12 protein-coding genes are annotated in these 24,535 nt (G+C 60.6%); 9 read left to right on the forward strand and 3 right to left on the reverse strand.

The genetic code is table 11. The features are described 5' to 3' along the window. Nucleotides 1-511: 511 nt before the first annotated feature. The 6 genes from ACEWQ0_RS03305 to ACEWQ0_RS03330 are packed head-to-tail and all read left to right on the forward strand — an operon-like array spanning nt 512 to nt 18,968. Nucleotides 512-3,814: a putative Ig domain-containing protein gene (locus ACEWQ0_RS03305; RefSeq protein WP_476484473.1), complete on the forward strand. Its 3,303-nt coding sequence runs from the start codon at nt 512-514 to the stop codon at nt 3,812-3,814. Continuing rightward, a complete protein-coding gene (locus ACEWQ0_RS03310; protein WP_476484474.1) occupies nt 3,811-4,668 on the forward strand; it encodes a hypothetical protein in 858 nt (285 codons plus the stop codon). The genes ACEWQ0_RS03305 and ACEWQ0_RS03310 overlap by 4 nt, the downstream gene beginning before the upstream one ends. Continuing rightward, on the forward strand, nt 4,659-5,549 hold the full coding sequence (locus ACEWQ0_RS03315) for a transglutaminase-like domain-containing protein (RefSeq protein ID WP_476484475.1): 891 nt from the start codon (nt 4,659-4,661) through the stop codon (nt 5,547-5,549). Before ACEWQ0_RS03310 ends, ACEWQ0_RS03315 begins: the two co-directional genes overlap by 10 nt. After that, on the forward strand, nt 5,546-7,027 hold the full coding sequence (locus ACEWQ0_RS03320; protein ID WP_476484476.1) for a hypothetical protein: 1,482 nt from the start codon (nt 5,546-5,548) through the stop codon (nt 7,025-7,027). Before ACEWQ0_RS03315 ends, ACEWQ0_RS03320 begins: the two co-directional genes overlap by 4 nt. Before the next feature lie 30 nt (nt 7,028-7,057). After that, nucleotides 7,058-15,058, forward strand: a complete 8,001-nt coding sequence (locus ACEWQ0_RS03325; protein ID WP_476484477.1) for an Ig-like domain-containing protein — start codon at nt 7,058-7,060, stop codon at nt 15,056-15,058. Nucleotides 15,059-15,107: 49 nt separating this feature from the next. Then, a complete protein-coding gene (locus ACEWQ0_RS03330; protein WP_476484478.1) occupies nt 15,108-18,968 on the forward strand; it encodes an RHS repeat-associated core domain-containing protein in 3,861 nt (1,286 codons plus the stop codon). 15 nt (nt 18,969-18,983) lie between these two features. Here ACEWQ0_RS03330 and ACEWQ0_RS03335 read toward each other — a convergent pair whose 3' ends face one another. The 3 genes from ACEWQ0_RS03335 to ACEWQ0_RS03345 form a co-directional block, all read right to left on the reverse strand. Then, nucleotides 18,984-19,181 carry a hypothetical protein gene (locus tag ACEWQ0_RS03335; protein WP_476484479.1) on the reverse strand — a complete coding sequence of 66 codons (198 nt, stop codon included), beginning with the start codon at nt 19,179-19,181 and terminating at the stop codon, nt 18,984-18,986. Between the two features lie 150 nt (nt 19,182-19,331). Further along, complete coding sequence (locus ACEWQ0_RS03340) at nt 19,332-19,664, reverse strand: IS1595 family transposase (RefSeq protein ID WP_476484483.1); 333 nt, start codon at nt 19,662-19,664, stop codon at nt 19,332-19,334. Between the two features lie 738 nt (nt 19,665-20,402). Beyond that, a complete protein-coding gene (locus ACEWQ0_RS03345; RefSeq protein ID WP_476484480.1) occupies nt 20,403-20,927 on the reverse strand; it encodes a hypothetical protein in 525 nt (174 codons plus the stop codon). A 241-nt stretch (nt 20,928-21,168) separates the two neighbouring features. Here ACEWQ0_RS03345 and ACEWQ0_RS03350 point away from each other — a divergent pair, with 241 nt between their 5' ends. The 3 genes from ACEWQ0_RS03350 (at nt 21,169) to ACEWQ0_RS03360 (ending at nt 24,446) form a co-directional block, all read left to right on the forward strand. Then, nucleotides 21,169-21,339 carry a hypothetical protein gene (locus ACEWQ0_RS03350; RefSeq protein ID WP_476484481.1) on the forward strand — a complete coding sequence of 57 codons (171 nt, stop codon included), beginning with the start codon at nt 21,169-21,171 and terminating at the stop codon, nt 21,337-21,339. A gap of 361 nt (nt 21,340-21,700) precedes the next feature. Further along, nucleotides 21,701-22,261: a DUF6714 family protein gene (locus tag ACEWQ0_RS03355; RefSeq protein ID WP_476484482.1), complete on the forward strand. Its 561-nt coding sequence runs from the start codon at nt 21,701-21,703 to the stop codon at nt 22,259-22,261. Beyond that, the gene (locus ACEWQ0_RS03360) at nt 22,188-24,446 is read left to right on the forward strand and encodes an RHS repeat domain-containing protein (RefSeq protein ID WP_476484484.1); all 2,259 of its coding nucleotides are present in this window, start codon (nt 22,188-22,190) and stop codon (nt 24,444-24,446) included. Before ACEWQ0_RS03355 ends, ACEWQ0_RS03360 begins: the two co-directional genes overlap by 74 nt. The last annotated feature ends 89 nt before the right edge of the window (nt 24,447-24,535 follow it).

Below are 24,535 nucleotides of genomic sequence, written 5' to 3' on the forward strand. Positions count from 1 at the left end.
GACAGCAGCAAGCCGCAAAGCCTGCCTACAAACCACCACCCGACCACCCCTGGAAGCGAGCCTACCCCGACTGCATCACATGAAAACGAAGGGGGCATTTCTACTTTGGAGAAAAGGGGACATTTCTACTTTGGGTTGACAGCAGGCCCAACCGCTGTGGTAATGCAGGCTCGCGGGGTTTGAGCTTGTCCATATCTCCCGTGTCGGGCGCCGGGTTTTAAGCGTCGTGGCTTTTGGGCGATTTTGATCAGGATTGTAGAGGTTTTCGCTAGCGTGAGCATTGGCCGGCACCCCGGAGTCGCTAAAGCCGGCCTGAGTATGATTTGCGGGCGGCCGGTGTGTTGCGTATCCCAATGCGGCAGTTGACAAGAGATGTGTTTGACTATACCGTCGACACCAAGATTAATCATCGGCGTGGGTTTGGCATTTAGGGCTGTAGTTCAAGTCCTGTCTTCTGGCATCAGTAGATGCTGCTGGATTGAGGGATCCGGCATCCAAGTATCGTCCGCGATTGTTTGAGCTCCTGAGGGAGCCCTTTGATCTACGGAAATTGGGTTCTATGTTGGGGTATTCACCTCCCCCGATTAGAGTCAGTTGGGGATTCTGGCTCGTTGGGTTGCTGATTATGGTGGGGGTTGTACGAGCGTCTCACGCGCAGGAGACGGTCTGCTCGGTTGTTCGTATCCAGATTCAACAAGAGCTGACTCTCGAGCGTCAGGCCTTCGACGCGCATATGCGCATCACCAATGGGCTTGACACGACGGCGCTGGAAGACATCGAGATCAATGTCTGGTTTCTCGACGCCGACGACAACCCGGTACTGGCCAGTTCGGATCCGGACAATACCGACGCAGTTTTTTTCATTACACAAGATGAGACAACCGGCCTCGATGGGGACATCAGCGGCAACGGGTCAATCGATGCTGGCGCGCAGGCGGATATTCACTGGTTGATCATTCCGGCGCCGGGGGCCGGTGGGGAATTGCCTGCAGGACAACTGTTCCGGGTCGGCGCCACGCTTTCTTACAGCTACGGGGGCGAAAGCGAGACGGTTGAGGTGGCACCGGACTTCATCCAGGTCAAGCCGATGCCAAGGTTGAGCCTGGATTATTTCCTGCCCGACGAGGTGTTGGGTGATGATCCGCTCACCCCGGAAGAGGAAGCTCCGGTGTCGTTCCCGCTGGCCGTGCGGATCAAGAATTCCGGCTTCGGACCGGCGAAGAGTTTGGCAATCGAGTCGGCCCAGCCGGAAATCGTGGACAACGATCAGGGCCTGCTGATCAACTTCGAGCTTCTGAACACGCAGGTCAACGACGGCGAGGTTATCAACAGTCTACTGGCGGAGTTCGGCGACTTGCCGGCCGGGGAGAGCGCGACTGCAATCTGGTCGATGCTGGTTTCGCTCTACGGCCACTTCATCTCCTTTGAAGCGGACTACTATCACAGCGATTCACTGGGTGGCGAGCTGACCTCCCTGATAGACCGGGTGGATACCCACACGCTTGTCGGCCTGGTGAGAAATGATCTGCCTGGCCGTGACAGTCGCCGTGACTTTCTGGCTCGTCCCAACGGCGGCGATACGCTGGCGTTATTCGAGTCCAGCGGCTTGGATTCACCGGCCGAGGATGTCTCGTCGCAATCGGTGCTTGAGTTGGTCGAGCAGTTGGCCAACCAGAAGATCTACGAATTGAGCTTCCCGGAGCGATCCGGCCCGGTTTACTCCTTACTGCCCGATCCGAGCGGCGGCGACGGTGAAATCACTTCGGTCTGGCGATCCGACGGCAAGAATTTGCTGCCGGTCAATTACTGGACCCGGCGGTCGAAAGTCGATGGTAATTGGGTTTCGCAGCTTCATCTGTTCGACGTCAACTCGACGGGCGAATATCAGGTCACCTACGCTGTCACCGGCGGCAGCAATCAACCGCCCGAACTCGATGCGGTTGCCGCACAATCGATTGCAGTAGGCGAGTTGCTCGAAGTCCAGTTCGCGGCTTCCGACCCGGATGGTGATACGCTTGTTTTCTCAGTTGACCCCCTACCCGAAGGCGCCAGCCTGACCGATGGCGGAAGTGGTACTGCGACGCTGAGCTGGCAGCCACAAGTTTATCAAACCGGGGTCTACAATCCGCAGGTCTCGGTTACTGACGGGGTGGCGTCCGATCAGCAGGTCTTTTCAATCGAGGTGACCAATCCTTCGGGCGGCGGTGAATTGCTGGTCGCTGCCGATCTGCCACTGACAACTAGCGAAGATGGGCTTGAAGACCAGTTCACCGTTGTGCTGTCCCAGCAACCGGACAGTAGTGTTTCGGTCCCGCTGATCAGTTCAAATCCGCAGGAAGGCACGGTTGCGCCGGCTGCACTGAATTTTGATCCCGACAATTGGGATCAGCCGCAAACGGTGACGGTGTCGGGGGAAGATGACTTGCTGCTTGACGGCGATGTTGTCTATCAAATTCAGATCGGGCCGTCTGCCAGCCAGGATGCGGCCTTCGATGGGCTGACTCATTCGCCGCTGGAGGCAGTCAACAACGATGACGAACAGGCATCTCTCATTATCACGCCGGGCAGCGGACTGGCGACGGCGGGGCCGAATTCCAGCGCCGAACTGACGGTGTCGTTGTCGGCCGAGCCGCTGGAGCCGGTCACGGTGTCTGTCCAGAGCGATCAACCAGCCTGGGGTCAGCCCGGCGTGTCTGAAATCGTGCTCAACGCGCAGAACTGGCAAAGCGGCGAATCGCTGGGAATCCTCGGCCAAGACAGCGCGGCTACCACAGCCGGAGAATACTTCTATCAGGTCCAGTTCGAAGCAACTGCGGGCGAAACCGCCTGGACGGACAGCGCCGCGGCCACGGTCGAGGTATTGCATCGAGCCGGCGAGACCTGGGGTATGGAGGCGCGAACCGTCACGCTGCCGGCCGTTTCCGAAACGAGCGGGTTTGCGTCGATCGCGTTCTCGCATCCGTTTGAAGAGCTGCCGGTGGTGGTCATTCTTCCCGACGCCGGGGAGATGAATCCGGCGTCGGTGCGCATCCGCAACGTCACCACCACCGGGTTCGAAGCCGTCCAGGTCCAGCCACCCGAACAATTCGGGCTATCGGCAGAAACCGAAATTCGCTACCTCGCGGTTGCGCCGGGATCGCATCGTCTGCCCAGCGGCGCAAGCCTGGCAGCGGGTCACGCACTGGTCGATGCGGTGCAGTCGGCCGAAGCGCCCGGTAGCTGGAACGATGTCGAGTTCGAGCGCGAGTTCGCCGCGCCTCCGGTGTTTCTCGCATCGCTTCAGGGGCTGGCCAATGAGTCGAATGCGCTGCCGCAAGCGCCGTCTTCGCCGTGGCTGACGGTAGCGGTTGACTCCGTAACCGCCGGCCAGGCCCGCATCGCATTGGAGCGCTCCAGCGTGATCAATGGCGCAATCAGTAGCGCCGAGTCGGTTGGCTGGATTGCCCTCGATGGAGGCCAGGGACAGTTTGCCTCGGGAGCCGGTTCGATTGGCTGGAGTAGTTTGGCGGATGGACTCGTCGCCTGGCCCTGGGACAGTGGCTGCAGCGTCTCACCCGAGCTCGATATCTTCGGCACTGACGCCGTGATTCTCGGCTCGCTGCGATCTCGAACCTACAGCGGCGGCGGATGGCTGCGGCTGTGTATGGACAGCGGCCCGGGGCTGTTGGTCGACCAGGACGTTGAAACCAGCGCCACCCGCGGCCAGGGGAACGAATCGGTTAGCGCCTGGATTCTGAGCGCTGGCTTCCATACCCGGTTCCTTCAGATGACCGATGCGCTGTTTTCTGATCGTTTCGAGGATGAACAGCCGTGATTCGAGTGCTGGCAAGCATAGGGTTGTTCGTGCTGATTCTGGCTTCGGTCGTGGTCGCAAGCCGGGCGGTCGCCGCCGATGACGTGGCCGACACCCCTTGCTCGAAAGCCGGGCCTGAACCCGGAGTCGAACCTGCGTCGGTGTCGAGCCCGCCGGCTTCACGCTCGGATTTTGTGGCGCCCGAAACGCTGAAGCAAATTCCGTCGGGCGCGCGAATCTTTGACATCCGCCAGCCGTCCCGACAGTCGCGTTGGCAACCTGAAGGCGCGCTGCCGTTGTCTTTTCTCGAATTGCGCGTGCTCGCGCGCAGCACCGAGCACCGTGTTTACGTTTTCGGCAATGGCTACGACGATGATCAGATTGTCCGCCGCATTGCGCGCTGGAAGCTTTCTGAAATCGAACGGGTTCGTGTCGTGCGACACGGCGCGGCGGGCATTGCCATGACGCAGCCCGAGCCAATCGAAGAACCTGAACTGAAGCGCTTGCTGGCGGTTCCCGTCGAGCAGGTGGCCGCTTTCGGGGAGCGTGCTGGCAGCGTATTGGTGTGGGTTGGATTGTCGTCTGCACCGGCAGGCCTTGCCGGCGGCGGCATCGAGCTACTTGATACTGATCCCCGGTCGATAAACGACGTGACTGAATGGGCTGCGGCGCAGGCTTTGGAGAACGATGCAACCATTGTTCTGGCCGGCGATGATTCAGCGAAGGTTGGTGAAGCGGCAACCCGCGCTTCAATGCAGCTTGGCCGGCCCGTTTTCTACATGGATGGTGATCGCGGCACAATTAAACAGCAGATTGACCGCCACGCTCGGCTTGTTCAGGGGCGCCGTCGCGTCGGAGGGCTTCCATGCGGCTGATAAACAAAGTCACTCAAGGTCGGTGGCCTGTCGGCGCAGTGCTGCTGATTGCCGTGGCGACGGCAATCACGGCATGGCTGTTGATGCACGAGCCGACAAGTCACTACCCGCAAGAGCGCGTGGTCTATTGGCATCTGGGCGTGGAAAACACAACCAATGAGCCGCTGAGAGACATCCAGGTTCGCTCCTTTGCGCCGATGCGCAGGTCGTGGCAGCAAAGTCTGGTATCGCTGGAAGCCAACGTTCCGCTTCTCGAAACAGATGGCCATCGCCGGGATGGTGAAGTTCGCGCAAACGTCCCGCTGATTCCGCCGTTCGGCCGTCGCGAGATCCGGTTTCGCGCTCGCATGGCGATGGCTGACGACCACCGGAACGCTCGATTGCGGGGCACGCATCTGCCCTCATCTGATCAATCCCGGGCGGCTTTGCGAAGCACGGGCATTGCCGCGCTTGCCCGGCGGCTTGAACGAAAGACGGTGATGGATACCACGCGTTCGATCTACGACTGGCTGGTGAGTGAAATCGAATACACCGGCTATGACCCAATCGACCGCGGCGCGGAAACAGCCTTCGAGAAACGGGCCGGTGACTGCAGCGAGTATGCGGCGCTGGCCGTGGCGCTGGCCGAAGAGCTGGACATCGAAGCCAGAAAAGTCAACGGATTCGTGGCGCAAGAAGACAGGCGGCTGGGTCCGTTCGACTTCCACGCCTGGGCAGAAGTCCGGGTTGGCGATCGCTGGGTGATCCTCGATGCCCAGGAACAACGATTCGATCCGGTTCCTTCGGCCTACCTGGCAACGGGCTATGGTCCGGAGCACCGCGACGGTGAAGGAATCAAGTTTGCGGCAAGCTCCGATGCCGTGCGGATTCACATGCTATGACTATTTACGCGTATAGGGAGAAAACCATGCGTATTGCATTACAGTTGCTTTGCATCATTGTGGCGGGTCTCGTCTCGCAACTGACTTTGGCGTTTGACAGCGGAAGCGGCGGCGCCGACGGCGCGCTGAATCCGGCGGTCGATACCGAGGTTCAATTGCCTCCCGACGGCATTCTGGAATACACGTCGATCGATATACCCGCCGGCATTTCCGTGACGTTCTCCAAAAACGCACTCAACACGCCGGTGACGCTGCTGGTCAGCGGCGATGCCACGATCAACGGCACCATCGACGTCAGCGGATCGGACGCGCCGCCCAGCGCCGGCGCCGGCGATGGCAACCTGGGCGACGACGGGCTGCCGGGTGAAGGCGGTCCGGGCGGCTTTGATGGTGGACGCGGCGGTATGGCCGATGATTCGACCGAGGCAGACAGCCCGCGAATCGCTCAGGCGGGTATCGGTCCGGGGGGTGGGTTTCCCACGATTAGCTATCTCACTCACACCAGTTGTCACGGTTCTGGTGGGTCTTTCGGCACGGCGGGATCCGTATCGTACAATCGATGTAACGGGGCGTCTGGTCCTACCTATGGAAACGACGACCTGCTGCCTCTGGTCGGCGGTTCGGGCGGCTCCGGCGGCGCGGGTCGGCAAAGCACCGGCGGCAGCGGTGGCGGCGGTGGGGGCGGCGCCCTGCTGCTTGCAGTCTCTGGCACGCTGACGATTGCCGACGGCGGCGAGATAGTCGCTAACGGCGGCCGCAGCGGTGATATGGGTCACGGCAATGGCTTGAGTGCCGGGGGACGCGTCGGCGGCGGTGGCTCCGGCGGCGGAATCCGCCTGATCGCAACCAACCTGGCCGGAAACGGCTCGGTTTCAGCGACAGGCGGTCGAACTGGTTTGTACACTGGAAGCAATTGGCCCAATGCGCATGGTGGCAAAGGCCGCATTCGCCTAGAGGCCGAGAATTTCACCTTCAGCGGCCCCTCCAATCCGGCCTATTCCCTAGCAGAACCCGGCCAGCTCGTCATTAGCGGCGTGCCCACGATCCGCATCGCGAACGTGGCCGGAACGGCCGCGCCGGCAGAGCCCTCGGGCCACGGCGATATCGTGCTGCCCTCGGACGCGCCCAATCCGGTGGAGGTCGGGCTCGAGACCACCAACGTGCCGGTCGGCAATACCGTCTCGGTGACCGTCAGCCCGCCCCGGGGTCATCCGTTGTCCGTGACCTCCTCGGCCTTGCAGGGCTCGGAGGCCAGCGCTACAGCCACGGCAAGCGTTGATATCCCGGACGGTCCGAGCGTTCTTCTGGCCACCCTGAGCTTCAGCACGACCCAGCAGCAAAGCACGGCGCTGTCGCGATTTACCGGCGGTGAACCCGTCGTACGCGTTGAGCTGGCCTCCAGCATGGATGGGACAGCGCGCACCCGGCTGATTACCGAAAACGGTCGCTCCGTTATCGTTCCTCCGCCGTCGTCCTGAATCCGTCGCGTTTTCAGGGAGATCAAGGGCGTGCGGTCTAAACTGACGAGACTTCAGGGCGTGTTTGCGGCGCCGGTTGTTGTGACCATTATCGCGGGCCTGTGCGTGGTGGCCGCGGCGGTTGCCGAGGGGCCATCCGGCGAGGCCAGCGCGGCTTCGTCGAAGCCCGTTTCTGGGACCCAGGGGCTACCCTACGAACTCGAGCCGGGCGATGTGTTCGTCAATGCCGCACTCGGCGTCACCAGAGAATCCGAAATCGCAGTCGGGCGTAACAACTGGTCAGCACAGGTCGGCGTCATCAAGGAGCCTCTGCCGCCAGATCCGATCGATCGCACTCTGATCGCGCCTCCGCTCGGCGCCCTGCGAGGCCCCGGCATCACGGCGGTCAATCCCGATCGGCTGGCGATTGATACCAGCGGGCAGGTCGTCACCGTCACCGGTTTCGAGCTTGACGAGGTCGCCTCGGCCGCTGTCGCCCCGCCGGACGGCATTGTGCTGACCGGTCTGCAGATCGCCGCAAACGGCGAATCGCTGCAGTTTTCGGCCGCGGTCGATGACACCGCCCAGCCGGGGCTTCGTCGCGTGGTGCTTTTCGATGGTTCGGGCCATCGTATTCCCAAGGTTCAAGCCAACGTCGATCAAATCCTGGTTACTGCACCCGCTCCCGTCATCGAAAGCGTTCACCCCACTCTGGTGCCGCGCGGCGGCGGCTATGAACTTCTGATTCGTGGCCAGCACCTGCGCGGCCTTCCGTTTACGCTCCAGGATCTGGGCAACCCGCAGCCCGATGTCCGGATCACCCCGTCCGATGGCGTGGTATTGAGCGAAGAGGTCACATCAAATCCCGAAGGGACGGTCGTGACCACCCGGTTCAGCGTTGAAGCTGCGGCGCCCCTGGGTGAGCGCCTGGTCCAGGTCGAGACCCGAAGCGCGATCTCCTCGGATATACCCGAACCATCCAATACCTTCAGCGTGGTCGCCGAATCGCTGCGCACCTTCGCCCCGCTTACTTCGGTGTCGCTTGGCGTGACGCGCCAAACGCCCGAACAAGGCATTGCCCGGTTTCTGCATTCCTTGCCGACAGGTGTGTCGCGAGGCCCGGTGGTACTGGGCTTTTCGCCTCGGGCTCTGCTGCGTGGAGAATCCGCCACGCTGACGTTTCAGGGCCAGGGGCTCGCTGGCGTCAGCGAGGTGGTGGTGGAACCGGGCGACGGCGTCAGCGTCGATGGCGGGTCGCTGACGGTGTCCGCCAGCACCGTTGCGGTTGACATTGCCGTCGACAGCAGTGCGCCGTTGTTCGATCGGCGGATCCGCCTGCAAACGCCGGAACGCAGTCTGCCGGCGCCCGGTTTACTCCAGATTCAGGCCGCACCGCCGCAGATCCATGCCTTGACGCCCACGTTCCAGGTTCGCGATGGCGTGGCGCGCACGATTCACATCCAGGGCAAGAACCTGTCGCAATCCCAGGGCGCGATTGTGTTGCCCGGGGAAGGCATCATCGTGCAGGACTACAGTGTTCACAGCGATACCCGCGCAACGCTGAGGCTGCTGGCCGCTTCGTCCGCGGCCGTTGGCGGGCGCGTCGTCCAGATTCTGGGCATCAATGAGGACAGCTCAGCCAGCTCTGAACCCGCCAATACCCTCTACATCATCGAGAAATCCGCCATCTGGTCGCCTGTGATCTCGCCGCCGGTTGGTGTGACCCGCACCGGCACAACGGAACCCGCGTCGTTACCGCTGTTCTCGCGACCGGTGGGTGTCGCCCGGGGCCGCTATGCCAGATCACTGGTGCCCCCAACCGTTGCGCGGGGTGGTCAGACAGTGATGACCGTGCAGGGCCAAGGGCTGGAGGCGGTCACCGCGGCCAGCGTAGAGGCCGCCGATGGCATTGTGCTCGAGAGCCTTCAAGTCGCCGCCGACGGCACCAGCCTGCAGTTCGAGCTCACCGTCGCTGCGGATGCGGCGGCGGAAAAACGTCAGGTTGTTCTGCAAACCAGTGATCGACTCATACCGTTTGTGCCGCCAGGCGACCGCGTGTTCACGGTCGACGACAATGATGCCAGCGCCCCGGTGACTGTGCCCGATAGCTATGAGGCCGTCGCCAACCGCGCGTTTTCAGTCAATGCCGAGGACGGCCTCCTCGCCAACGACCAGGATACCGGCAGGCCGTTGTTTGCGGTACTGAGGACCTTGCCGGCCAACGGTAGTCTTGCCCTGGAATCCGATGGTGGTTTCACTTATACCCCCCATGCGGACTTTGCCGGAGTCGACCAATTCGAGTACTCTGCCGGCGACGACCAAGCGGTGGGCAATGCCGCGACGGTCACTTTGAACGTCAGCGAGCGCAATGATGCCGTTGCCGACGTCTACTCGACGCCAAACGATACCCCGTTGATCGTCGATGCAGCCGCCGGCCTGCTTGCCAACGACATCCTGCACCCCGGTGATGCCCCGACCATCACCCTGGAGACTATGCCCACTCTGGGTGAGCTGTCGTTGCAGTCCGACGGTGGATTTACCTATCTTCCGGACGGTAGCGCCGGCACTGATACTTTCTTCTATCGCCTTGAGGTTCCAGAAGGTACATCGCTGCCGGCGGAAGTCACTATCGATATCGGCGCGGTCAACAATCCGCCAGTCGCTCAAGACGACACCTACCAGGTGACCGAGAGCGAACAACTCGTGGTCACCGCCGCTAACGGCGTACTGCAAAACGACAGCGACCCCGACGGCGACAACATCAGCGCGCAGTTTGTGAGCAATCCCTCGCAAGGGTCGCTGTCGCTCCGATCCGATGGCGGGTTTGTCTATACGCCGCCGGGCAGTTTTGTCGGCGTCGTTCAGTTCCAGTACGCGGCAGTGGACAATCAGGGCCTGAGCGATACCGCCACGGTCACTATCGAGGTCATGGAGGCGCCGCCGGCCGACACCGACGGCCCGATGATTTCCGCGATTCTCTATCGCGAGGCACCGCTAAACTCGGGCGCCGTCCTCACTCGCAGTGGAATGATCTCGGTGGCAGCGACCGACGAATCCGGCGTCGCCAGCCTGCATTTCGCGAGCCAGGGCCCGCTGGACGTAACCGATACGGGAGGAAGCCCGTTTTCTGCCCCCTGGTCGCTGGAGGCCGAATCGGATGGCCCCAACACCCTCACGTTGACGGCGGTCGACACGCTTGGCAATACCACGGTTGTCAATGTGCCGGTGGAAATCAAACTGGGGCCGCCCCCTGCACCGCAGATCACAAATCCGGCATCGGGCCTGGTCACCAACCAGGAGACGCTCGAGGTTGCCGGAACTGCCGATGCGGCGAGCGAGGTTCGAGTCCGCCGGGGCGGATCGGCCCTGTCGGACTGGATGGCGCCAGATGAGGGCGGCGAGTTTTCCGTGACTATTGTGCTGGAGGAAGGGGCGAACGAGCTGACCGCCGTCTCGAGAAACAATCGCGGCGTGGTCGGGCCCGAGAGCGCGGTCGTCCAGGTCACTCTCGACACGGATGCGCCGGACGCGCCAACCAGTGTGTCGGCCTCACCGCGACAGGCCGGGGAGATCAGGATTCTGTGGCAGGCCGGGCTTCCGGGAATCGTTTATCACGTTTACCGTTCCTCGCAGCCATTCGATCAGATCGGCCAGGCCACGACAGTCAACGACAACCCGATCGAAGCGGGTCAGTTCATCGATCTGACGCCGGCGGACCAGCGCTACTTCTACCGCGTAGTGGCCGAGTCCGAAGCCGGCAATCTAAGTCCGCCGTCAGAAATGGTCGACGCTGTGTCGGACCGCGAGCCGCCGTCGGCAACCGGAATTCTCTATACCAGCGACGGCGCCTTCGATCCGGTCAGCGGCCGCTACGGCCCCGGCCAGGTTTCGGTCGACGTCAGTGTCTCCGAACCGCTGTTGACGACGCCGTTTTTGAGCGTCACGCCCGAGGGCGGAGTGCCGATGTCGGTCGACCTGTTCCAGGTCGAGCCTCAGCTATACCGCGGCAGCTTCGAGATCACCGATGCCACCGTCTCGGGTACGGCGTGGGCCGTGTTCTCCGCGCGTGATCTGGTTGGCAATCGCGGTACCCAGGTGGATTCCGGAGCCACAATTCAGATCGATACGGTCGGACCGGACCTGCAGTCGCTGAGCGTGGATCCGCCTTCGCCGATCGACAACTCGACGCCGGCTTCGCTGGCCATCGATCTCGAGCTCGTCGAGCCGGTGACGGGGCCGGATGAGGCGCTACTGGAGTACTCGCTGAGCGCCGAGCCAGACGTCTGGAATCCGGTCGATCAACTCAGCGTGGTGACAGGACTGGCGTGGGAAGCAGAACTGACCCTGCCCGAATCGGCCGGGGAATTCGAGGCCGAGACCCTCACGTTCCGGTGGACTGCAGCCGACGACCTGGGCAATGCGGGAAGCGCAGACCAGGTGGCCAATCAGTTCCAGGTCTATCAGGACGAACTGCCGCCCCTGCCGCCGCCGGCCAACATCGATGCCTGGCCCCTGCCGGGCGGGCAGGTCGGCCTGATGTGGAGCGAGGTCGAGAATGCCGCGGCGTATGAGGTGTGGCGCCGGCAGGCCGGTGGGAGTGAGTTCATGCCGGTCGAGCGAGTGTTCGTGTTGGAGTCCATCGACCTGCCGCCGGCCGACGGCGATTACGAATACACCGTCGTCAGCGTTCGCCAGGTCAATGGGCAAGAGGCCATCAGCGGCCCCGGTAATGTGCGTGAAGTGACCACCGATTCGGTCGCGCCGCCGGCCCCGAGCGCGCTCGATCTGCAGTTGACCGGGTCGGGCATCGTCGCCCAGTGGCAGGCGCCCGTTCCCCTGGACGAGGAGGTGACCTACAACCTCTATCGTTCCAGCGAGTATCCCGACATCTCCATTCCGGAGATCGATCCGATTCAGAGCGATATCCCCGAAACGGTGGCGCTGGATGCCGATCCGGTAGTGGGTGACCACACCTATGCCGTCACCGCCGTGGACGTGGCCGGCAACGAGTCGGAAGCATCCCAGCCGCAGTACCTCAATTTCAACCTGCTGCCTGTGTCCAGTCTGACCATCGAGCAGTTCGATGATCAAGCACCGACCATTTCCTGGTCGCACGATGCCACGACGCTGGCCGGATTCGATCTCTACGCCCAGTCGAGCGGCGGTGCCTTCAAGCTCAACCCCGAACTGCTGACAGAGCCGAACTTTACCGATGGCGGTTATAACGGAGGTGGGCGGCACTACGAAGTGTTCGCCATCGACGGCAACGACCAGCAAAGCGTGGGCCGTGACTTGTTGCTCCCGAATGTCGACTTCGGCATCGCCGAACAGGCTCGCATCCGCCAGGGCCTGATCAGCGGCGTCGAGGTGCCGGTCGAGAACCTGTCTGGCGAAACCCTTGTCGGATTGACGGCGCGGCTGGACATCAACGGTATCGAGCACCGTTCCCAGCCGGTAGCGCTCGATCCCGGGGCGGAGCAGGCGATCAGCGTGCCGGTCCCGGGCTATCCGGATTTGCCACAAACGGCGTCCGGCCAGCTCTATCTGGAATACCAGCCGGAGCCCAACGAGCTCACGCGGATCGGGCGTGACGTTTCGGTGCCGGTGGAGAATGGCGGGCTCGTCGTGACGTTGATCACCGAGACGTTCACCCGCGGCGGCGCGGGGCGCGTGCGCGCGCGAATCGAGAACCCGGGGACCGAGGAAATCGAGATCCTGACCGCCCGGGACAACGGCGGCAACCCATCCCCGGACCTGCGGCTGAAGCTGCGCGATGAAGAGGGCAACGTGCTCGCGGTCGATGCGTTCAGCCAGTATCTGGGCGAAAACGTCGTGACCCTGCCCAGCGGCTACACGGTGGCCCGGATTCCGGTCGGCGGAAGTTGGACATCGAGCTGGCAGGATCTGGTCGTTCCGGCGAGCGCCCCGGATGAAATCCGGGTCGAGCTGGAGATCGACGCGCTCTATTTTGCGTTCGGCCAGGCCGACGACGAGCTCGAGCTTCCGGGCCTGACCGTCCAGCGCGAGACGACGCTCGTGGATACCAGTTACTACGGAGAGCTGCTGACGATTTCGCCGGAGTCCTCGCGAGGACTCGATCCGGTCCTGATCCAAGGCCGGGCCGTGGAGCGCGCCACCGACGAGCCAATCGATGATGTGCCGCTCAATCTCGTCATCTCAAGCGCCGGCTTCGAGCGGCAGGTGGAGGTGGGAGCCGGCGATAGCGGGCAGTTCGAGTATCTGTTCGAGCCCTTGCCCGGCGAAGGCGGCGTGTACGAAGTCTCGGTCGTTCATCCCGAAATCCTGGATCGTCCCGTCCAGGGTTCGTTCACCATCGAGCGGTTGGCAATGAGTCCCACCGGCTTCAATCTCGCGCTTCCCTATGACACGGCGCGGGACCTGTCGGTGGAAGTCACTGCAGGCCCCGGAACGACTGCCAGCAACGTGCGAATGGCGTATCTGGCTGAAGACCAGGTCGACGGCGTTCTCATACCGGAAGTCTCCGTCGATACAGGGGAAGCGATCGATGAGCTCTCTCCGGGCCACAGCGAGAATCTGGCAGTGGAAATCCAGGCGGCATCGGGTGCGCCGGAAAGCGGCACGCTCTACCTGCGATTGACCAGCGATGAGGCTGCTGGCGAGAAGCAGGGTTTGCTGCCGATTAATTTCGAGTTCGTGGCCGCGGAACCTGCGCTGGTTCCGGATCCGCCGCAGCTCGGTTTCGGCCTGGCGCAGGGCGAGACCCGCTCGAAGATCGTCACCCTGACCAACCAGGGCTACGCCACGGCTCAAGACATCAACCTTCAGCTGCTCGATTCCAACGATGATCCCGCGCCCGGCTGGATCAATCTTGGCATCAACGGTGCAGCGGGAGATCTTGATGTGGGCGAGCAGCTGGATGTGCCGATTTCGGTCAGCCCGCCGGCCGACTTGCCCAGTGCATCCGATCAGTACTCGCTGTCGGTCACCTCGGCCAATGCATCGGGCGGAGAGGTGCCGATCCAGATTGCGGTTACGCAATCCGGAGAAGGTGCAGCCTTGTTCCACGCCAGGGATATCTACACCGCCACCTTCGACGAAAACGGAGACCCGATCGAAGGCCTCGAGGGTGCTCGCGTGCGACTTCAGAACGAAGTGGTCCTGAGCGAAATTCACGAAGGCTATACCAACGAGTTCGGTGAACTGCTCCTGGAGAACGTGCCGGCGGGACAGTACCTCTACCGGGTTTCCGCACCGGACCACCAGGCGGTCAACGGTCGCATCCAGATTCAGCCGGAAATCACCGTGCCCGAATCCGTGTTCCTGTCCTACAACCTGGTCAACGTGGAGTGGTCGGTGACCGAGACGACCATCGAAGACATCTACGAGATCGACCTTTCCGCAATTTTCGAAACCAACGTGCCCGGGGCCGTCGTGACGGCCCAGCCGATGCACCGCACGCTTCCGGACATGAATGCCGGCGACGTCTTTGTTACCCAGTTCGAGTTGACCAACCACGGTCTCATCCGCGCCCAGTCGTTGACCGTTAATCCACCCCCCGAGGACCAGTACTTCCGCTTCGAGCTGCTGGCCGAAATTCCCGAACTGCTGCCGGCACAGGAAAGCGTGATCGTTCCCTACCGGGTTATCGCGAAGCAGGATTTCCCGCCCGACGACGGTGGAGCGGGCGGCTGCTTCAGCTACGGCACTTCGTTCGAATGTCCCTACGGCTATGAATGCGCCGACGGCACCGAGGATGACGGCTTTGCCCGACATCTTCTTTCGAAGATCCTGGGTGACTCCTGCGGCGGCGAGTCCACTCCCTATGACCAGATCGGCTTTCCGGGATCCGGCGGCGTCGGCGGCTGGGGTGGCCCCAGCGGCGGGGGGAGCGAGCTTGGCGGCAGTACCTGTGCTCCGGACTGTGAGGGCGACGACTGCTGCGGTTCCAGCGGTGCAGGGGGTGGCTCTGGCGGCGGCGGTGGGGGAGGTGGCCCTAATGGTGGACCTGGCGATGGTTTCGAGGGCGGTGGCAGTAGCGATCCGCCGCCAATGGTGGGCGGCCGAGGGTGAAATGCGCCTTGCCAGGCGTGGAATCGAGTAGCAAGAAAGGAATGTGTCAATGAAGTTTAAGTTTGCGCCCCTCGGGGCGGTTGTTGGCCTCGTGCTTGCCGGACTGTGCCTGTCGGCCCAAGCCGGTATCGAACCGACTTCCGGCCGCTACGTTGACACGGTCACCGATCTGTCGGTCAAGGTGCTCGGTGGCCACGTCACCTGGGAACGGGAATGGCGCGACGGTCGCTGGCAGTTCAACCGCCACTGGACGGATCTGGACATCGAATACAACGCTTCCGACGGCACGATCCGCCGCATCAAGCGCAACAACGACGTCTACGAGCCGGTGGGTTCCGATTCGGAGCGATTCAAGTTCGGCCCCAATATGCGCATTCGAACCACGACGGACGGTCTTCGCTGGTATGACCGACAGGGCAACTGGATCGACTACGACGAGGAAGGCCGGTTGATCGGCTACGGTGACCGGAATGACGTTACGATCACCTTCTCGCGAGACTCCGAGGGCCGCCTGGAGCAGGTCCTCGACCACAATGGCGATGTCGCACTGACCCTGGCCTACCAGAACGGCAACCTCCACACCGTGACTGACCGCACTGGCCGGTTCGTGACCTATGCCTGGCAGGACGGCCGCCTGGATACCGTGACCGACGTGCGCGGCTACGACTGGACTTACTCCTACAACGGCGACGGTCAGTTGTCAGGCCGCACCGACCCGCTGGAACGCACCACCACGATGACCTATCGTCCCGACGGGCGCATCCAGACCATCGAGCGCCCCGGTGCGGGCACGACGACCTATGAGTTCGACTACCTCAACGGCCAGCGGCAGTTCTTTCTCAAGACCACCGAACCGGGCGGGCGAATCACCTCCGCCTGGTACGACCGCGAAGGCGAGCTGGTCCGCCGCCAAGTCAACGGCCAACTGGTCAAGCGTGTCGAAAAGGACGGCCGGGATCGCGTCCACTTCGATTTCAACGGTCACGCCACTACCTACCACTACGACGAATTCGACAATCTCACCGGCGTGACTTATCCGGACGGCACCCAGACGGTGACCGAGTACGAGCACTCGCATTCGCGCGTCATCCGCGAGATCGACGAAGCCGGAGTTGTCACGCGTCACGAGTACGACGCCAACGGCAACCGAATCCGCACCATCGAAGCTGAGGGCACTACCGTTGAGCGTGTTATCGAGTTCGAATACGATGCGCTAGGCCGCCTCGAGCTCATCCGCCGCCTCGGCGACGAGGAAACCCAGACCGCTGAGACCAGCTTCGCCTACGACGACAAGGGTAACCTCGAGCAGATCACGGGCCCGGAGAATGGCGTCGAGAACCGCACGCACGACGTAATGGGCAACGTGCTCACGCGCACGGATCCCCTGGAGCGGACTTCGACCTACACCTACGACGAAGCCGGCAATCTCACCAGCGAAGCCAACCCGGAATTGGAGACAACCACTTATATCTACGACGAAGTCGGCAACCGGGTGCGTATCATCCACCCCGACCTGACCGAAACCGAGCAGGTCTACGATGACGCCGACCGGCTGGAGAAGGTGATCGATGCGCTCGACGGCGAGCAGACCTACACTTACGACTCTGCCGGAAACCGGACCCGGGAGACCGATCCGTCCGGCAAGCAGACCCACTACGCCTACGATGCCGACCGCCGCTTGGAGAAGATCAGCGATGGGGCCGGAAACGAGACCGTCTTCCACTATCCCGAAGAGCCCGGTGCTGGCCAGGGCGCACGCCACCAACCGTTCAAGATCGAGTACCCAACCTTCGAGCGACTGCTGACCTACGATCGCCGCGGCCGCGTCGTTGCCCAGACCGACCGTTGGCTCGAAGGCGCGCAGTGGCGCGAGCAGACCACCCGCACGACCTATGACGACCGGGGCAACCAGATCGCCAAGGAAGACCCGGCCGAGCGGACCACGGAATTCGCCTACGATCCGCTCGGCCGAATGACCACCACGACCGATGCCCTGGAGCACACCACGACGTATCACTACGACAACCGCGACAACCTGATCGGCCTGACCGATGCCAACGACAATACACACGTGTTCACCTTCGACAAAGCCGACCGGATGACCACCGAAGCCCGCCCGATGGGCGAGACGATCACCTACGGCTATGACGGCGCGGGGCAACTCACCAGCCGCACCGACCCGGTCGGCAACCGCGCCGAGTACGACTACGACGGCGCCGGCAGGCGAGTCGAGGTGCGCCACTACCCAAGCGCCACGCCCGACACCCCGGAGCGCACCGTCACATTCACCCACGACGCACGCGGCCGCATGAGCGCCTACGATGACGGCACGATGAGTGGGAACTACACTTACGACAACCTGGGCCGCAAGACGCAAGAAACCGTAAACTACCCGGACTTCTCCAAAGCCCACCAGCAGGCCTGGCACGCCAACGGCCGCCAAAAGAGCCTGACGGCGCCGCACGGCACCGAATACGGCTTTAGCTGGGATGCAGCCAACCGCCTGGAGACGGTCGTCATCCCGGGCGAGGGCGTGATCGCCTACAGCGACTACGACTGGCAGCAGCCGGCCACCGTCGAGTATCCCGGCGGTACCACCCGAGAGAACACCTTTGATGGCCTGCAGCGCCACAAGACCATCCAGGTCAGCGACGAGGCCGGCCAGGTTCTGATGGATTACCAGTACACCTGGGACGAGACGGGTAATATCACCGAAAAAGCCACCGAGCACGGCATCTACAGCTACGGCTACGACGAAATCAACCGCCTGACCGACGCCCAATATCCCACCTTCTCAGCCGAAGAGTGGACCTACGACCCGCTGGGCAACCGCCTGACCGACACCCGCACCGGCAGCGAGCAGTGGGACTACAACGAAAACAACGAGCTGCTCGACAGCGTCGAGCACACTCACGAGTATGACGACAACGGTAGTTTGATCGCCGAGAGAAACCCGGACGGAACCCTCTATCGAACGTTCGAATACAACGCCGAAAACCGCATGAGTGTGGTCAAAGACAGCAACGGCGACCTCATAGCAGACTACCTCTACGACCCGTTCGGCCGAAGAGTCAAAAAGACCGTCTACAGCCCACCCGGAACCAACCCCGAGACCACCTGGTACGTCTATACCGATCAAGGCCTGATGGCCGAGCTCGACCAGGTCGGCAACGCAATTGACTTCTACCTGTTCCCGCCCGATGGGCTATGGAGCACTGATCCGATTCTGCGCAAATCTGGCTCGATCTATTACTACTATCAGACCGATCATCTGGGGACGCCGCAGCAGCTTATTGACAGTGCCGGAAGCGTGGTGCACACCAGAGAGATGCGGGGGTTTGGAGAGACCAAGCAGAATGGGGTGGTGGATCGGTGGCGGTTTGCGGGGCAGCTTCAATCCCGGGAGACTGGGTTGGATTACAACTATTTTAGAAATTATAGTTCAGATATAGGGCGCTATAAGAAAAGTGATCCCATTGGGTTGAACGGAGGTATTAATCTATATACTTACGCTGATCAAAATGTAGTGCTCAGTATGGACCCATACGGGCTTGCGACGGGGGTCATCATTCGGTGGGCTGCATGTGAGGGGGTTGGTCGACTGGATGACGTTATTAATTGGTGGAAAAGAAAGAGGCGCAGTAGGTGCGAGCGAGTTAAGTTTAAAAACCTATTAGAGGTGAACGGTGAGTGTCATGACCGGAAAGAGACCTGCTGGGAAGGGGCGCGGACTGAAAGACAACAGAAAGGAAGCTTCAATCAGGAGTGCCTGGGCAATTGTTTGAGAGGAGCGGAAGGATACTGCCGGGATAATGAACAGTGGGTGTTTGAGGAGTTTAGGCAGTGTATGGAGCGGATAGGCCCGGACGTAATAGATATCGATTTAATGTGTAGGGTGCCAAGGTTATAATAGCCTCCGATTACGTTATGTACCTCTGGCGTCGTAGCGGCCATTCTGGCAACGGCGCCGCGCGACGGGCCACGTAGGCCAGTCGTTGATCATTCGATTGAGCTCTAAGCGTCGAGTGAGCCGGTAGGCGAACGCACCGAGATAATGACCAAAATGGTTGCCATGGATGACGTGATAGGTTCCCGGGGTGGCATCCTTGACGTTGCCGAGCATGGTGTTTCCCTAGGTAAACTCCGGCTTCTCGACACTGGTCGGCGCACCTCCAGTGGCAATGCTCCAATGCGAGCAGGTCTCGACGATGGCCCGGAGGCATGGCAGCACGTCATCCCTTACTTCCACATTCGGACAAAGGTGTTGGCGCGCCTAGCGGTCGATGGAGTCGCTGCAAAATGCCTTCAGCGGCGTCATCCGCATCACCAGAGGCCGGCCATCGGCCCCCCAAGCCACGGCGGCCATAAACGGCCTCTTCCCGGCGGCTCCGCGACTGCGCTTGCTACTCCGGCGCTCACCGCCCCAGACGGCGTCATCAACCTGAACCGACCCAGTCAGCTTGCTGTCATCGCGCTCACTCATGGCCTGCATGAGCTTGCGCTTGAGCAGCCAAGCCGTGTTGTAGGACACGCCCAGGGGCCGCCCCAAGGCCATCGTCGACAGACCGGGCTTGCTTTGCATGAGCAGAAAAATTGACGCTATCAGCGGCTCTTTTCAATAGCTGAGAAACGTAAGTGATCAGGTAAATGGTAAGCCCGAGGAGCTTTCATGAATAAAGCATTTTTTCTAGTCTTTGCTGTTTTATTAGTAGTAGCCTGTGTGGATCGGCAGGCCCAGTGCGATCGACTTTTCACTGAGGAGGGGTACACAAAAATGGTTTTCCCAGAGGTGGCTTCGACTCCTGCTGACCGGGGAAGTCTATGCGAATCTCGTCCCTATTCGTCCTTTAGTCTGCATCAAGCAATGGATAAGATTTATGAAGTTTGCACATCGGTATGCAAGGAAGAGTATGTTGATTTTTTCACGTCCTTGAGTCGAACTTCGGCTAGCGAAAACAAATACTGTAGTGAGCGTGATGAGGAATTTGCTCAGATTAGGTGGGAAAGATTTAAGGCGGTAGAAAAACGGTTCTTGGAAGACAGGCAAAGGCTCAGGAGTTGCTTGTTGGGCCACTACCCCAATTTGAACATTTAGGTCGCTACTGTCCGTTAAAACTCGCGAAAGGCGAAAACGGTAAAAACGGGGGAAAAACGGGGACAGCCATGATCTCCGCGACTGAATACCTCTCGCCCAACAGTTCTTGACGGCCAGATCAGCCGGGAAAGTCGCTGGCGGTGAAGTGATTCTGTGACCTGGGCTGTGAAAATCCTGTCTGGGGCCGAATTTGCCCGCAGTCGCCCACGCGGGAGCCTGGGAGTGACCGGATTGTGGCTTCTGGAGGGCTTACCAGGGGAGCGGTTGTTCTCGCAGCTTCTTGAGAGCGAACTCTCCGGACACGCCCTTCATCCAACGCTGCCCGAGATCGGCGGCTTTGAGCATCAGCGCTTCAGCTGAGCCGATCGCCCGGTAGTAGTGGCTCTCGGTTCCCTGGACACGTCGCATCCACTCGCGGGGATGGCTGGCGACGCTCCAGAGACCCTCGGGCGGGGCTTGTTCGGCTGCGGAGAGTTTGCCGCGCTTGTCTGGATGCGTCTGCAGCCCTGTCCAGCGTACAAGTTCGATATAGCTCGATTCAGTCAGCTCCGAGAGCGTGTCGCTATCGAGCCCGGCGACGGGCTTGAGGGGCTGATTCTTTGATCCCCGGCCAAGTGCCTTCCCGATGGCAGATCGGGTCGACTCGATCCGGTGCCGGACGGAAGTGTGCTCGGAGTCGCGAAGTGTCTCGCACATTCCGGCGCGGACCGGATTCAGATCGACGTAAGCCATGCACGACAGAACGGCCTTTCTGCGTTCTTCTGAGTATTTCACTGTCAGCTCCTGTTCGCCCCCCTCTTAGAGACTATTCTAGGGGAGGCGACACACTAGCCTGACAGAGGGGGCGGATGACCTCCAGGCGCTCGACGTTGCCGAGGAGGGCAAGCGTAACGCGCTCCACGCACGCCGGATCGTCGCGATTACTGATCGATCCTCGAAAGACGGCCAGCCAGCGCTCTGCAACCTCTCGGTCCGACCACTGCCAGGGCATCTGGGGAGCGCTACGCAGAGCTACGTGGAAATGATTCGACATGACGGCATAGGCGTAGACCGAAACAGCGAAGCTCTCGGAGAGCTTGAAGATTCGATCCTCGATCCACTGACGTCGGTGTTCGAAGTCCTTTCCGGTGATTTCGTCACGGCCGCAGAGAAAGGCGCGCCGGACGCATCGGCTGACACAGCATAGGCAATGAAGTACTTGCGGTTTGCGCGGCACGCGCAAGAAGCGAGTGCTGAATGCCGTTATGCGTGGAAGAAGCCGGGTTCGTCGTCGCTGACCTGTTGGCTGCGTGGATAGGTCATGTCTCTATTCTGGCGCCGGGCGAGACGCTCGCCAATACGGAGACTGTCCCGTCAAGCTGTAGGAGATTTCCTATAGATTATGGGCGTCCTGGTGTCCTACACTGATGAAAGTATATGTGGGGAGCAATGTCAAGAGGCTATTGTCAAGACTGCTGTGACGATTAGCGTTGGCATTGGGGTTATAGCTACTACTGCAGCGTCTTGCGTTAGCTTGGGTCCGGCTTAGTCAGTAAGGCAGAATGATAATGCAGGAAATGACGAAGGAGAGCGTAGTGGAAGTGATCCTCAGGGCATTCGATCCTGTTACGAATTATGGCGTCGCTGAACTTGATGCGCTAATGCGTGTAGACGATTACGTGTTGGCTAGAGATGATCTGAATTCTCAGTATGCGCAGTTTTTGCAGTGGAGGGATTTCCTGCAGGACGGCCTTGCGGGTTATGAGTCAGCACTTGCGCATATGGACGCTTGGTCATTCAGATTCTATATTCCCGCGTTTATGATTTGGTTCCTATCCGCCGATCGACATAGCTCATCTTCTGTTCCAGCAACGGATAATGTTCTCTATTCATTAGACCCGCATCTTGAGAGTGAGGTTCTTCACGCGAGGTTTCTACAAAAAGTTTCTATTTTGAACAGTTCTCAGCTTCACGCGTGTGCGTTATTTGTTAAGTTTCTAGGCGAGGCAGGAGAGTCTTCTGTGGATTGCGATGTTGAAATTGCCAGAAAAATCTATGGCTCATGGTGGCGTAGCTTCCTCTGTCAGGACTGTCAGCAACCAGAACGGCGTAAATCCCCCCCGGAATAGTCGAAAAGAAACTAGGACAGTCAGTGCGCCGGCCAAAGCCGGTGGTAGATCAAGCGGTGCAATCCCGCTATCTAGAAAGCGTCAGCAGCCCGCCACCGAAGACCCCGCCGAGCGCAGCACCGGGTTCAGCTACGATGCGCTCGGGCGCATGGTCACCACCACCGATGCCTTGGACCACACCACGACCTACCACTACGACAACCGCGACAACCTGATCGGCCTGACCGATGCCAACGACAACACGCACGTGTTCACCTTCGACAAAGCCGACCGGATGAAGACTGAAGCCCGACCGATGGGCGAGACCATCCAGTACGCCTACGACGCCGCCGGCCAGCTTAAGGGCCGCACCGACCCGGTCGGCAACCGCGCCGAGTACGACTACGACAGCGCCGGCAGGCGCATCGAAGTCCGCCACTACCCAAGCGCAACGCCCGACACCCCCGAGCGCACCGTCACCTTCAGCTATGATGAACAAGGGCGCATGACCGCCTACGATGACGGCACGCTCAGTGGGAGCTACACTTACGACGACCTGGGCCGCAAAACCGAAGAAACCGTGAACTATCCGGACTTCTCCAAGACCCATCAGCAAAGCTGGCACACCAACGGCCAGCAAAAGAGCCTGACGGCGCCCCACGGCACCGAATACGGCTTTAGCTGGGATGCCGCCAACCGCCTGGAATCGGTCGTTGTCCCGGGAGAAGGCGTGATCACCTACAGCGAGTACGAGTGGCAGCAGCCCAGCCGCGTCGAATACCCGGGCGGCACGACGAGAAATAACACCTACGACGGTCTCCAGCGCCACCAGACCATTCAGGTTACCGACGAGGCCGGGCAAAACTTGATGGACTACCAATACACCTGGGACGAGACCGGCAACATCACCGAAAAGGCCACCGAGCACGGCACCTACAGCTACGGCTATGACGAAGTCAACCGCCTCACCGAAGCCGAGTACCCCACTTTTTCAGCGGAAGAATGGACCTACGATCCGCTGGGGAACCGAATGACCGACACCGGCACCGGAGAAGCCGAATGGCAGTACAACGCCAACAACGAGCTGCTCGACAGCGCCGAGCACACCCACGAGTATGATGACAACGGCAGCTTGATCGCCGAGAGAAACCCGGACGGAACCCTCTATCGAACGTTCGAATACAACGCCGAGAACCGGATGAGCGCGGTCAAGGATAACAACGGCAAGCTGATCGCCGAATATCTCTACGACCCCTTCGGCCGACGGGTCAAAAAGACCGTCTACAGCCCGCCCGGAACCAATCCCGAGACCACCTGGTACGTTTACAGTGATCAGGGGCTGATGGCTGAGCTTGACGGGCAGGGCAACGCCATCGACTTCTACCTGTTCCCGCCCGACGGGCTATGGAGCACCGATCCGATCCTGCGAAAGTCAGGCGGCAGCTATTACTACTATCAGACTGACCATCTGGGGACGCCGCAGCAGCTCATCAATGGAGGAGGCGCTGTAGTACATAGCCGCGAGATGCGGGCTTTTGGGGAAACTGTGCAGACAGGGGTTGAGGATGGGTGGAGATTTCCGGGGCAAATGAAGACGAGGGAGGTGAGCTTGAATTACAACTTCATGCGAGACTATTCCCCGGGATTGGGTCGATATATGCAAGGCGACCCTCTCGGTATTGTAGATGGAGTAAATATATATCTTTATGTTGGATCAAATCCGGTCTCTCGAATTGATCCCAGAGGTACAGCTGACGGTGACTCTTTTGAGGAGAATCCAGATTACTCGTGGTGCGATTATTATAGGAATATGGGCGATAAATATCGTTGCAGGTACTACGAGACTGCGGAGGAGGTGTGTCGTGACGAGAATTGGAAAGTAAATGTAATCTCTGGTTTATGCGGAATCTCTGAAAAGCAGAAAAACTGCATTAGAAAGTGCTTGGTTTTCTCCGACAAGGGGGCTCGCCAATCTGAACATTGCAAGACGTGCCCATACAATGATCCAAACTGCTGCGATAAAACCTGCGTGTCAGAGGAATGCGTTAATGACTACCACAACCTTTGTTTTGGGAGTGTGATGTTTATGAAGGCCCCCAGATCCGTCAAGCCTGTTACGGTGGTAATTGGGGGCCGTACCCGAACGATGGCTAAGCCCTGTGTGTCAACATCCCTCCCAACAGTACCTGATCGGTTTTATCTGTAACATTCAGGGCGCTTACGGAGCGAAGAGATGTCTGATTCCAACGAAGTTGTCACCGACCCGCGCCTTGAGAAGCGTACCCGACGCCGGTT

The sequence above is a fragment of the Wenzhouxiangella sp. YN9 genome (assembly GCF_056324165.1).

Bases quoted from the DNA above. Each gene is read 5' to 3' on its own strand.
- ACEWQ0_RS03315 (WP_476484475.1), top strand. From the start codon at position 4,659: ATGCGGCTGATAAACAAAGTCACTCAAGGTCGGTGGCCTGTCGGCGCA.
- ACEWQ0_RS03320 (WP_476484476.1), top strand. From the start codon at position 5,546: ATGACTATTTACGCGTATAGGGAGAAAACCATGCGTATTGCATTACAG.
- ACEWQ0_RS03330 (WP_476484478.1), top strand. From the start codon at position 15,108: ATGAAGTTTAAGTTTGCGCCCCTCGGGGCGGTTGTTGGCCTCGTGCTT.
- ACEWQ0_RS03335 (WP_476484479.1), bottom strand. From the start codon at position 19,181: ATGCTCGGCAACGTCAAGGATGCCACCCCGGGAACCTATCACGTCATC.
- ACEWQ0_RS03355 (WP_476484482.1), top strand. From the start codon at position 21,701: ATGCAGGAAATGACGAAGGAGAGCGTAGTGGAAGTGATCCTCAGGGCA.
- ACEWQ0_RS03360 (WP_476484484.1), top strand. From the start codon at position 22,188: ATGGCTCATGGTGGCGTAGCTTCCTCTGTCAGGACTGTCAGCAACCAG.